The sequence below is a fragment of the Aliiglaciecola sp. 2_MG-2023 genome, from assembly GCF_030548145.1.
Taxonomy (GTDB): domain Bacteria; phylum Pseudomonadota; class Gammaproteobacteria; order Enterobacterales; family Alteromonadaceae; genus Aliiglaciecola; species Aliiglaciecola lipolytica_A.
Genome location: NZ_JAUORY010000022.1, coordinates 1 through 12,212, shown reverse-complemented (window position 1 = coordinate 12,212; position 12,212 = coordinate 1). Strand labels below are relative to the sequence as shown.

The window sequence follows — 12,212 nt, the reverse complement described above, 5'->3', positions numbered from 1 at the left end:
ACCAGAACTTTTTCAAATAAGAAAGAGCCTGTTATATTTATTTGGTCTAATCAATCTCAATTACTTCGGTGTCTGTGGCGACTAATACGATATCTGCTGCACGCATGGCGAACAGTCCATTGGTGACAACCCCTGGAATCTGATTAATTTGTTTTTCCAATTCAACTGGATTAAGAATTTTTAAATTGTGCACATCAAGAATCACGTTACCATTATCGGTAATCACACCTTGACGGTATTCAGGATCGCCACCCAATTTTACTAACTCTCGGGCAACAAACGAACGTGCCATCGGGATTACCTCAACTGGCAATGGAAAGGCACCTAAAACCGGCACTTGTTTGCTGTCATCAATAATACAGACAAACTTTTTAGCTACAGCGGCCACAATTTTTTCTCTTGTTAACGCTGCACCACCGCCTTTGATCATATGTTTATGTTTGGTTATTTCATCTGCCCCATCAACATAAATGTCAAAATTGTCTACTGAGTTGAGATCAAACACTTCGATTCCCATTGCCTTCAGTTTTGCCGTTGAATCATCAGAGCTAGAAACCGCACCTTTAATCTTGTGTTTTACTTTTTCCAGTGCGCTTATAAAATAATGCACGGTTGATCCCGTGCCTACACCAATAACACTATCGTCAGTAACAAATTTGATCGCGGCTTCGGCAGCGGCTCGTTTTTTTTCATCTTGAGTCATGTTTGATCCTATTCATTGGCAATGTTTAATACATTCAAAAAATCTGCGCAGAGTATACCGCACTTAGCTCCCACGCGGCTACAAACACTGTATATCTTGATTTGAGGTTATTTAGGTTGAAATAACGCGACTGGGGGTGACTATTTTGTGGACCGGAATATCCCAACTTTCGGTGCTTAAATTGGACGCTTGCTGACAGTCATGGGCGTATCCAATAAGCTGCGGTTTTACCGGAGAGGAGGTTATTTCAGCAAGTGTTCTATCATAAAATCCACCGCCCATACCCAACCTATTGCCGGTTTCATCAAACGCGACTAAAGGCAAAAATATACAATCGAGTTGTGGCACTGCTTTAACTCGTGATGATGAGATAACTGGTTCAGGAATATTAAATCGATTTTTACGCATTTTAGTATCCGCAGCATATCGAATAAATATTAGATAATTCTCACGGGATGGATCTAAAACAGGCAAATAGGTTGTTTTACCATTTTGCCAACACCAATCAATAATGTCGGTACAAGACAACTCTCCGTCTTGGTCAAGGTAAAGTGCAATGTGATTGGCTTGCTCCAGTATTTGGTATTTGATAACAGTCTGAAGCGCGTCTCGACTAGCTAGTTTTTGTTGCTCTGCAGATAGGTTGCGGCGCAATTGACGAAATTGTTTACGTAAATGGGATTTGTTTTCTAACAACGCAAAGACACCTTTGAAAACACAGATTAAGCACAACAATATCTGTTCAGTATACCAATAACTCGGTTCTTTTCTATCAGCTTGGTGAGTAAATTTTAGGATTAAATTTAGTTAAATGATGAGACACAGGTGAAGTTGTGTATTCAGAGCTTAAGATCGATAAATTAAGCGTTTAAAACGAAAATGGTAACCTTAATTACCATTTTCGATAGGGGATATTGTGATTACAGCGAGTAGGTGTCGATGTACAATTTACGCAGTCGATCATGATCAACTTTGGTGGCAACGTCGATTTGCTGGGCGTCTAACCAAAGAGGGCTGGCAGTACTACCTTCTGGTGCTACTGTTGTCTGTCCGCGGTTAAGTGGATCAGTGGAAACTCTGGCATGACCGCGAGTAAATTCAAATAAACTGGGGTCTACTAAATAAGCCAGTGGCATCGCATCATGGAAGAAACAAACACGGTCGTCTCTATCTTGTGAATAAAAGTCCACGTAGAACTGAGATGACTTTTTCACGAATCCACCCAGCTTAGGGTTTTTGATTTCTAATTCATCAAGAAAATCTAACGTGAAAGGCACATCATTAGTCACATCCAAACCAAACATTTTCAGATCCCATGGCGCTGCAAACACTATCTCAGCGGCATGCGCATCGTTCCATATGTTAGCTTCAGCTACAGGAGTCACATTACCCTTCACAAAAGCAGCGCCACCCATAATGACCACACCTTTTACCAAGTTGGGGAGTTCAGGTTCTAAACGCAATGCTAAGGCCAGATTACCTAGCGGGCCAATTGCCACTAAGGTGATTTCACCTGGATGTTGACGAGCCATATCGACAATATATTGGGCTGAGCTGCGAGGATCTAGTTCGCGCTTTGAAGATGGAAAATCGATATTGCCAAAACCATCATCACCGTGCACAAAATGTGCGTAACCTGACTCAGGACCAACCCAAGGCATACCCACACCCTTGGTTACTGGAATGTCTTGATCAGCTAATTCACATAACGTGAGTGCATTTTGAGCCGACATAGTAACAGGTACGTTTCCGTATACTGTGGTTAATCCCAATACCTCGATATCAGGAGATTGAAAGGCAAAAAATATTGCCATTGCGTCATCAATACCTGGATCGGTATCGAGAATTATTTTATGAGCCATATAATCGTTCTCTTTAATGATAAATTGTGGTTAAGCTTGATGCTGACTGAGGAAAAGATCAACCTCTTCAGTATTCGGAATTGATTGGGCAGCGCCACTACGTGTCACTGCTATTGCTGAAGCTGCGCACGCGCGCACTAACGCATCCTTGGGTTTATGACGTCGACTGTATGCCGCTAGAAAATAACCAATAAACGTATCACCAGCTGCGGTCGTATCTACTGTTTCAACCGAGAATGCAGGAACTGTGATGGTTTCTTCAGCCAATACAAATCGCACTCCTTGTTTACCTAAGGTAATTAATACCTCTGCATGGGACCATTCGCGACGGAAATATTCTTCCATTTGATCAATATCGTCGACTCCGCTAATTGCAGCTGCTTCCACTTCATTAACAATCAGTAGATCGATACAGTCATGGGGGAGCTGTTTCACTGAATCAGTCATTGGCGCTGGATTAAAAGCCACTTTTAACCCTAACTTTTTAGCCTCTTGAAACACAATGTCTATGGAGCTTGTTTCATTTTGAGTTAGTACCCAAGCAGATTCATCAGCGCCATCAAGGGCTTTGAGAACATCCTGATTTTCAATTTCAAGGTTCGCGCCACCAAATAAAACAATGGCATTTTCACCTGAAGAGGCCACTTGAATTATTGCATGGCCAGTAGGGGAGTCGGTGCACTGCACATATTTGCAGTCAACACCTTGTTTAATCATTGCTTGCTTAAAATGGGCGTCATGTTCGTTAATTTTTCCCACATGCCTAACATCGGAACCCGCTTTCGCTAGTGCGATCGACTGGTTTGCTCCCTTGCCGCCTAATAATTGTTGATAATCTGTTGAGGATAAGGTTTCACCGGGTTGAACAAAATGATCGACCTGATAAACATGATCAATATTGATTGAACCGAAATTAATAACAGCCATAAAAGTTCCAATTTAGCGCTATGAGATTACAAAGAAATGCGTTTGTACCATAAGTTAACGCTAAAAAGAACAGTTTAACCTGACCATTTGGTCAGCTTTGACGGCCTAAAGGCTATTTTTTAACTATTGATAACTTATTGCTGAAAATTTCTGCACTTCGAGATTGCTAGGCTATCGAGAAAAGATAGACGCAATTTTGTCGAATAAACCTTGAGTTTCCACAAATGGTTGCTCGTTAGCTTGAAACAAACGAACAGATATAGTCGCACCGTGTCCCCAGGGCCACCAAGACAGCATTAAGTCATTTTGCCCATTGTCATCTTTGGTAAGCAATTGTTGTTTTTTCTCGAGAATGCCGAAAAATCCTGCGCGGTGTTTGAGAAACGGATTGGCTTTTTTAAACTGCTTCTTATCCCAAATATGGGGAAAATGTTTTTTGGCTATTGAATAAACGTGCTGTGCATGGTCCACGGAAAACTCAGCGAGAAGACAGCCAAAATGCTCGTCCCACTTCCATTCGATTTGATGGTCTAGGTCGTCAAAAAATTCAGGACAAGCTTCACGCATTGCCTGTTGTTCAGTCGGTGGCACTTTCATCACATTATTATTCTTTTCAACGTTAATTTTAAAAGTTTAGTGGTTTTCACTAAGAAACTGCTAGCGCACTGTATAGGCCAATTCCCTGTGTGCCTGAAGTATTTTGTATAACGCCTGTTTTCCGTCCAATCAACAGTATTAGAATAACCTGCAATTTATGAACCGACAACTTTTATATTCTTATAAAACAATGGGTTGTGAATTTTGGAGGGTGCATAAAAAAGCGAGGTGTCAAATAAATTGACACCTCGCCCTATGAAATTAGAATCTCCCAAAATGCCGCTGTTCGGTGTGGGCCCGTGAACCGAAAGTTCAGGGCGGAAACATCATCACTACCGTAGGCGTCTTGATACTAGCCAAGCTTGCACAATAGTAGTGGAATCAATTTCCAGGTTAAATAGCATCGGCCAGGGACAAAACTGAACTGGCAAACACCCCAGGAGAATTACGAATTTTAGCATAGCGGCGCTAAAATAAAATCGAAAACTGGTAATTCATTTTTAGTTGCTTATAAACTGCACTAAGTGGCGAAATTTCAACACAGTCACCGCTATCAAAATGACAAAGCTTTACTAAAGCCTCATCATGCTCTAGGCAGGCACCTTTGGTAGTGATACGATCTCAAAGCCCTATCTTGTGTCAGTTCTTGAGTGGAAATGGCACTAATGGAAAATAAAGGAAACAAAATTGAATCCATCGCATTTAAATTATGAAGAGTTGTCTACTTTATTGGAACAGCACAATATTCTCACTGATGCATCTGAAGTACATGGCATTTTTTGCGGTATGTTATCGGGTGGAATGGCGTTAGAAAGTCAGGAATGGTCAGTTGCGCTTAATGATTCAATAAATCAAGGTGACGCTTTACCTAATGAGGTTCAAGTGCAATTAACCGCGCTTTACAATGATACCTGCCAACAGTTATTAGAAACCGATTTCACTTTAACCTTATGTATGCCCGATGACTCAGCTCCAATTAACGAAAGAGGCAAAGCATTAATCAATTGGATTCAAGGTTTTATGTTGGGGTTTGGTTTGCACCAAGCTGATTTAACTGCCTGTTCTGCCGACGTGAAAGAAGCGTTAGAAGATTTCTATGAGATTTCTCGTATGGACGAAACCATGCCAGAAAATGAGGAAGCAGAAAAAGCCTTGTTCGAAGTCATCGAATACGTTCGAGTTTCTTGCATGTTATGTTTCAATGAATTGGGTCATTCAGCTGACCAAGCACAAACTGAACCTAAGACGGTACATTGATGTCATCAGAATTAATTAAAGAGTGCACTAAACGCCGACAAATTTTACGTGAGCGAATGTTGCCAAACAGTATTGCCGTCATACCTGCAGCAAACATGGTAACCCGCAGCAATGATACTGAGTTTCCTTTTCGCCAAGACAGTGATTTTCATTATTTGTCAGGCTTTCCAGAAGCCGATGCCTATTTAGTGATTAGTAATAGTCCATTGATGGGCGATGTATTCAGCGCTTTATTTTGTTTACCTAAAGATGAATTAGCAGAAATTTGGCAAGGCAGACGGATTGGAGCCGAGGCGGCACCAGCTGATTATGAAGTCGACATTGCTCACCCCCTAGACGATATCCTAGTAGGTTTAACAAGTTACCTAAATGGTCACGAAAATCTGTATTTCGCTCGCGGTCATCATGGCCCTAGTGATGCGTTAATGGATGAAGTACTCGCCAACTTACGCAATGCACCAAAACAATCGAAAATCGCTCCTAGTTGCGAATTCGATATTCGCTTACTGCTACATGAAATGCGCCTATTTAAATCTGACTTTGAAATTTCAATTATGCGCCAAGCTGCCGAAATTTCTTGTGATGCGCATATCGCCGCAATGAAATACAGCGAAGTGGGCAAAAATGAATTTCATTTAGAAGCCACGATTCATCACCATTTTGCCATGCATGGTGCAAAGTCACCTGCTTACTCAACTATTGTTGGTAGCGGCGACAATGGGTGTATTTTGCATTACACCGAAAATAATTGTGAGCTACAAGACAATACCTTAGTGCTGATCGATGCCGGTGCTGAATTGCAAGGATATGCAGCGGACATTACTCGCACGTTTCCGGTAAATGGTCGATTTAGCGAACCACAAAAAGCGTTATATCAACTGGTGTTGGATGCACAATTGGCGTCTTTTGCCATGTTTAAACCTGGAAGTACCTTCAAAGCCGCATCTGATAAAGCCATTGAAGTCCTCACGAGGGGACTAATTGAATTGGGATTGTTGAGTGGTGACTTAGAAGACAACATTGAACAACAAAATTACCGTCAGTTCTTCATGCATGGACTTGGACATTGGCTTGGCTTGGATGTACATGATGTTGGTAACTATAAAGTGGCAGGTGCAGATCGGGAGTTTGAACCTGGCATGGTTATGACTGTTGAACCTGGTTTGTATGTGTCTGAAACGGCTGAGGTTGATCCTAAATGGAAAGGCATTGGTATTCGTATTGAAGATAATATTGTGATTACCGAAGATGGGTATGAAGTGTTAACCGATAAAGTGCCAAAGACCATTGCAGATATTGAAAATTTGATGGCGAACTAGCAATAATGAACAAAGCTGAACAATCATTTGATTTGGTGATCGCTGGTGGCGGGGCAGTGGGTCTTAGCTTAGCGTTGGCGATTGTGAAACAAAGTCAGCTTAAGGTTGCCGTGATAGAGGCTAATCAGAGCCCTGAAGCGGCGACGCCCCGTTCAGAGTATTCTAGCGGTGACGATTCAAGCTATTTAGATTTGCGCAGTGTTGCTCTTTCTGCCCAGTCAAACCAGATGTTAACCGCGTTAGGCTTAACGGGATTATCTGAATTTGCTTGCCCAATTTCGCATATACATGTGTCAGATCAAGGTCATTTGGGGAGCAGTACCTTAGCTGCGCAAGATTACCAACTGGATGCTTTGGGGCAGGTGATTGAATTACCCGTGTTGGTGAATTTATTGCAAAACGAAATCCACCGATACGCAAAACAAGTTACCTTTTTTTATGGTCAAACAATTGAACAGCTTCATAAATCTTCGGGGCAGATAGATGTAATTCTAGGTGATGAACAACGATTGAGTGCGTCGCTATTGGCAATTGCGGAAGGAGGGAATTCCCCAACTCGCGAAAAATCAGGCATCGAAATTCAGCTCAAAGATTATCAGCAATCAGCGATCGTAGCCAATGTTGCGCTGTATGAAGACCATAACAACACTGCATTCGAACGTTTTACCCAATATGGCCCTTTGGCTTTGTTACCTTTAACGACTCCATTGCAACAAGCCGATTCGTATCGAAGTTCGTTAGTCTGGACGTTGTCGCAAAAGCAATGTGAGGACGTATTGGCGTTAAGCGATGAGGAGTTTATTGCGCGTTTACAAGATGAGTTCGGTTATCGATTAGGGAAAATAAAAGCCGTCGGCAGGCGCAGTGCTTTTCCATTGATTCAAAGTAAAGCGTTACAACACATTCACCATCGCACCGCGTTATTGGGAAATGCTTGCCAAACCTTACATCCCATTGCAGGGCAAGGATTGAACTTGGGGCTAAGAGATGTTGATGAACTTGTGCATATTATATTAGCTGAAGAAACTCAGGATATCGGTCAATATCGAACTCTACAGCGCTACCAACAAAATCGCAAAAATGACCAAGACCGCTTAATTAGTGCAACGGATTTATTGGTCCATACTTTTTCTAATCTTTATCCTCCGTTAGTTTTAGGGCGTAATCTAGCCCTTGGTATTTTAGATTGTCATCCTAGGATAAAACAAATTTTAGCTCACCATGCCATGGGCTTTCACAGCACATCAGGAAAACTCCATGCAAAATTATGACGTAGCAATTATTGGCGCAGGCATTATTGGCTTAACGGCTGCACTGGCGTTGCAGAATACTGATTTGCGTGTTGTGGTTATCGATTCTGAGCCGGCGGATCAGCCTCTGGGTCAAGAACCAGAGTTACGAGTAAGTGCAATTAATCTTGCTAGTCAGAACATTTTTTGCAATTTAGGGGCTTGGCAAGGCATTTGCGAGCAACGATTGCAGCCTTATCAACACATGCAAGTGTGGGAACAGGATAGTTTTGCCAAAATTGATTTTTGGGCATCGGATATTCAGCAAACACACCTAGGGAGTATTATTGAAAATCAAGCCATCCGCTTAGGTTTGATGCAACAACTCAAACAAGTCGCTAATGTAGAAATTGCGGCTAGTGCCAAAATCGCCAATATTTCCATTGGTCAATCAGAAAGTTTCATTAGTCTAGAAAATGGCAATCATGTCAGCAGTAAACTAGTGGTTGGTGCTGATGGCGCGAATTCGTTGGTGCGTAAAGTGGCAAATTTACCGCTGACTTTTTGGGATTACGATCAGATTGCTATCGTTGCCACTATTGAAACAGAATTCGCGCACGAAAATGTGGCGCGACAAGTGTTTACCCCTGACGGACCTCTGGCGTTGTTGCCATTGTATGAAAAAAACTTGTGCTCAATTGTTTGGTCACAAAGAGTCGAAAAGGCAGAGTCTCTGTTAAAATTGGATGATCGAGCATTTAATCATGCCTTGAGTGCCGCCAGTGACACGCGTTTAGGACAAGTGAGGCTTGTGAGTAAACGAGCCAGTTATCCGTTAAAAATGCGTTATTGTCGCAAGTGGGTGAGTGACCGTATTGTTTTGATTGGAGATGCTGCTCATACCATACATCCTTTAGCAGGGCAGGGCGCAAACTTAGGTATTGCTGATGCAGCTGCATTAGCCGAAGTGCTGGTTGAATTGCAACAGCAAAATAAAGATATAGGTTTGGCTAAAAACCTGCGTTCATTTGAGCGTTGGCGTAAATCAGAAGCACTGCAAATGATTGCCGTCATGGAGAGCTTCAAGCGACTTTTTAGTGGTGCCAACCCGGTGAAAAAGTTGATCAGAGATATAGGGTTATCAGCGACAAATCAGTTATCGCCGTTAAAAAACGATATTATTAAACAAGCAGTTGGAATTGAGGGCAATTTACCTAAGCTGGCAAATATAGATACCAGCTTAGATTCAGCAAGTTAGTACTTATTAATTTGCTGTTTTTATCGGTTATTTAGTTAGTTTTGTAACCACACTTGGTATTCTTCTGAGGCTAGGAATCCGGCAAACGCGGGTTCACTTCCCAAACTCTCAGGAGTAAATTCGTAATACAATCGTTCACTGATCAGATTCAATGTATCAGCTACTCCTTGGTAGTTTTGTTGTTCATTATAAATGGTTAACAAGGTCCAGTAGGGAGGTTCAAAATTTGGCTCAGCATTGACACCTAGGTAGGCATATTTTAATGCTTCATTCATTTCTCCCGCGTTGTAATATAAATTTGCACTCAGCTCGCCAAGGGCTCCATCCATTCCAAAGCGTTTAATGACGTTCTCCATCGCTTGCATGACTTTGACGTTATTCTCAGTCATCACATAATAATCTAGCAGCATAAATTGGGTAGAGGGTAGGTGACCAAAGTATTTGTCTAACAAACTAAGTTGTGCGAGATATTCTTCATCATTAATATTTTGCGCAAGGCCAACACCAGTATCAATCATGACTCGTTGCTTTTTCATATCTTCCGGCATACTTAAAAGCAATTTATAAGCTTCTAGAAATTGCCCTGATTGACGTAAGCTGCCAATTCGTTGGAATTTCTCCACCACATCTTTGTTAATTTTTTCTTTACCAAACATTTTGCCAAAAAAAGAATCATCAGTAGATATCATCAATGCCGTTGCTTGGGTTAAGGAGTCACTAAATTGAGCGCCTTTGCTGGCGATATGGAAATCAAAAACTTTTTGTTCTTCGTTGAGAAATAAAATGAGGTATTCATGCCCACCTGTCGCGTAGTCGATGCGGACAAGGGGGCGCAGGGCTCCTTGCTCGTCAAGCATGCGTATAAAGCTAGAGTTTGATTCTTCATTGAAAAATTGTGCAAAAAGATTATTGATTAAGGTTTTCCGTGTGCGTTCCGCCGAAAATCCACGCACAAAATCATTTATTTCACTTTGTTTGGAAAATAACGCACTGCCAACAATTTGCCCTAAATTTTTCGTGTCGGTCATTTCTCCTAAACTATCTATATCGTGATTATTCAGTGCTTCAGCAAATTTAATGGCGCTCTGTGCGGATTGTTGTGCGAAAACCGAGTTTTCGTTGTTCCCACCCATTTGTTGGGCGTTGCTCAAATTTGAAAATACGCTTAACAGAAGAATGAAAAACGTATTTTTAATAAAAAATGCATATGTTTTTGAGATTGAATCAGTGTTCATAAAATAAGTCCATTTTACGTTTTTAGTTTTAATTTTAGGTGTACCTAATTGAGTTTGCCGATAAAGTTATGCTTTGTACATGACTGAATCGTTTTCAAATATTGTAGACCGTATGCTTTTCGATAAGTTATTTGCCTTAAACGTTTCATAGCAGGGCTTCGCGATAGAGATTGAAGGAAGTCTAGAGTAGCAATATTGTGTTGCGTGTTTTTTGCACATATTATAATTAAAAACGTCTTGGGCTTATATCATTGTGCAAAAAAGAACTTTCTTAAAATTATCCTCTTTCGGAATGGCATCTATAGCATTCAATGGTTTGTCGTTGGAGACCGCGGCATCACCTGTTACATCAACCAAACTGTCAAAGGTTACTGGCAACGTTCAACCGATTTCAGTGCAAGAGAGAAAGCTGCGTATTGCTGCGGCGCAGAAGCATATGGCAGAACAAAAAATAGATGCCATTATTCTAGAGCCTGGTGCGGCTATGGATTACTTTACTGGAATTCAGTGGTGGCGAAGTGAAAGGCTTACCGGCGTTGTCATTCCTCAAAGCGGTGATATTGCCGTTGTTTGTCCCTTTTTTGAAGAGCCAAGTATTCGTGAGTCTTTAAAACTTGGTGATGATGTTCGAGTTTGGCAAGAGCATGAAAGTCCCTTTGAGCTAATCAAACAGGTTTTGCAAGACCGAGGCATAAGAAAAGGCAAGTTGGGTTTTGAGTCTACGCTTAGATACTTCGTCCTTGATGGCGTAATGGCTTTGCTACCTGATATGAATCACGTCAGCGCCGAACCGGTCACCTTAGCTTGCCGCATGTATAAATCTGCACATGAATTGACGCTTATGCATAAAGCCAATGAAGTGACCTTGATGGCCTATGAACATGTGTTTTCTCAGCTTCAACTGGGCATGACGCAACACGATGTAAAACAATTGATGGACGCTACCCAATCGCAGCTTGGCGGCACAAATATTTGGTGTTTAGCGCTGTTTAATGAAGCAAGTGCATATCCACATGGCACTGGGCAGTCGCAGGTTATTAAACAAGGCTCAGTCATTTTAATGGACAGCGGTTGCAGTGTTTATGGTTATCAATCAGATATCAGTCGAACCTTGGTTTTTGGCGAAGCATCTAAAAAGCAGCGCGCAGTTTGGGAAACGGTCAAAAAAGGCCAAAAAATAGCATACGAAACCGCTCTAGTTGGCACTGCTGCGGGTAAAGTGGACGACGCGGTGAGAGCGTATTACGAAAAACAAGGTTATGGGCCACTTTACAAGCTACCTGGTTTGTCACATCGAACAGGGCACGGCATCGGCATGGAAGGTCATGAAAGTGTCAACTTTGTTAAAGGTGAAACAACGCCACTAAATAAAGGTATGTGCTTGTCGAATGAGCCCGGAATTTATATCCCCGGCGAGTTTGGTGTGCGTTTAGAGGATTGTCTTTACATGGGGGATAAACAAGCCCATTGGTTCACCGAACCCCCTAAATCATTAGACGAACCACTAGGTCGATTAGTCCCGCTTTCGGTTTAATCCACCACTGTAGGACGGGCTTCAGCCCGTTGTTATGTTCCGATGATGCGGGGCTAAAGCCACCGCCTACAGGGTAGGGGAAATCATCTTATTTGTAGCATGGTCTTTAGGCCATGGAAGGTGGTTAACCTCCCACCGAGGTTTGCGTGCAGGTTGTAGCATGGTCTTTAGGCCATGGAAGGTGGTTAACCTCCCACCGAGGTTTTCGCGCAGGTTGTAGCATGGTCTTTAGGCCATGGGAGATGGTTAACCTCCCACCGATGATTGCGCGCAGGTTGTAGCATGGTCTTT

At 42.1% G+C, this 12,212-nt stretch carries 11 protein-coding genes and 1 other RNA gene; 5 read left to right on the top strand and 7 right to left on the bottom strand.

Annotated elements, in window-relative coordinates; all coding sequences use genetic code 11:
• Positions 1–46: 46 nt before the first annotated feature.
• The 6 genes from rpiA to ssrS form a co-directional block, all read right to left on the bottom strand.
• Positions 47–703 carry a ribose-5-phosphate isomerase RpiA gene (rpiA, locus tag Q4567_RS17815; RefSeq protein WP_216047195.1) on the bottom strand — a complete coding sequence of 219 codons (657 nt, stop codon included), beginning with the start codon at positions 701–703 and terminating at the stop codon, positions 47–49.
• A gap of 111 nt (positions 704–814) precedes the next feature.
• Positions 815–1,399 carry a 5-formyltetrahydrofolate cyclo-ligase gene (locus tag Q4567_RS17810; RefSeq protein ID WP_303501336.1) on the bottom strand — a complete coding sequence of 195 codons (585 nt, stop codon included), beginning with the start codon at positions 1,397–1,399 and terminating at the stop codon, positions 815–817.
• Between the two features lie 224 nt (positions 1,400–1,623).
• Positions 1,624–2,565, bottom strand: coding sequence for a nucleoside hydrolase (locus tag Q4567_RS17805; protein ID WP_303501334.1), 942 nt, complete (start codon positions 2,563–2,565; stop codon positions 1,624–1,626).
• 30 nt (positions 2,566–2,595) lie between these two features.
• Complete coding sequence (locus Q4567_RS17800) at positions 2,596–3,492, bottom strand: ribokinase (protein ID WP_216047192.1); 897 nt, start codon at positions 3,490–3,492, stop codon at positions 2,596–2,598.
• 171 nt (positions 3,493–3,663) lie between these two features.
• Entirely contained in the window at positions 3,664–4,089 is a 426-nt protein-coding gene (locus tag Q4567_RS17795; protein ID WP_216047190.1) for a hypothetical protein, read from the bottom strand.
• Between the two features lie 264 nt (positions 4,090–4,353).
• Positions 4,354–4,535: non-coding RNA, 6S RNA (ssrS, locus tag Q4567_RS17790), on the bottom strand.
• Between the two features lie 241 nt (positions 4,536–4,776).
• Between ssrS and Q4567_RS17785 the strand changes: the two genes are divergently transcribed.
• From Q4567_RS17785 to Q4567_RS17770, 4 genes are read left to right on the top strand one after another with little or no spacing between them, the layout of a single operon-like run.
• On the top strand, positions 4,777–5,346 hold the full coding sequence (locus tag Q4567_RS17785) for a UPF0149 family protein (protein ID WP_216047189.1): 570 nt from the start codon (positions 4,777–4,779) through the stop codon (positions 5,344–5,346).
• Complete coding sequence (gene pepP / locus Q4567_RS17780) at positions 5,346–6,665, top strand: Xaa-Pro aminopeptidase (protein WP_303501332.1); 1,320 nt, start codon at positions 5,346–5,348, stop codon at positions 6,663–6,665. The genes Q4567_RS17785 and pepP overlap by 1 nt, the downstream gene beginning before the upstream one ends.
• A gap of 5 nt (positions 6,666–6,670) precedes the next feature.
• Entirely contained in the window at positions 6,671–7,936 is a 1,266-nt protein-coding gene (ubiH, locus tag Q4567_RS17775) for a 2-octaprenyl-6-methoxyphenyl hydroxylase (RefSeq protein ID WP_303501330.1), read from the top strand.
• A complete protein-coding gene (locus Q4567_RS17770) occupies positions 7,923–9,152 on the top strand; it encodes an FAD-dependent oxidoreductase (RefSeq protein ID WP_303501328.1) in 1,230 nt (409 codons plus the stop codon). The genes ubiH and Q4567_RS17770 overlap by 14 nt, the downstream gene beginning before the upstream one ends.
• Before the next feature lie 35 nt (positions 9,153–9,187).
• Here Q4567_RS17770 and Q4567_RS17765 read toward each other — a convergent pair whose 3' ends face one another.
• Positions 9,188–10,387 (bottom strand): hypothetical protein, encoded by a 1,200-nt coding sequence (locus Q4567_RS17765; RefSeq protein WP_216047185.1) that lies wholly within the window; start codon positions 10,385–10,387, stop codon positions 9,188–9,190.
• A 253-nt stretch (positions 10,388–10,640) separates the two neighbouring features.
• Here Q4567_RS17765 and Q4567_RS17760 point away from each other — a divergent pair, with 253 nt between their 5' ends.
• Complete coding sequence (locus Q4567_RS17760; protein ID WP_303501323.1) at positions 10,641–11,921, top strand: Xaa-Pro peptidase family protein; 1,281 nt, start codon at positions 10,641–10,643, stop codon at positions 11,919–11,921.
• Positions 11,922–12,212 lie beyond the last annotated feature (291 nt).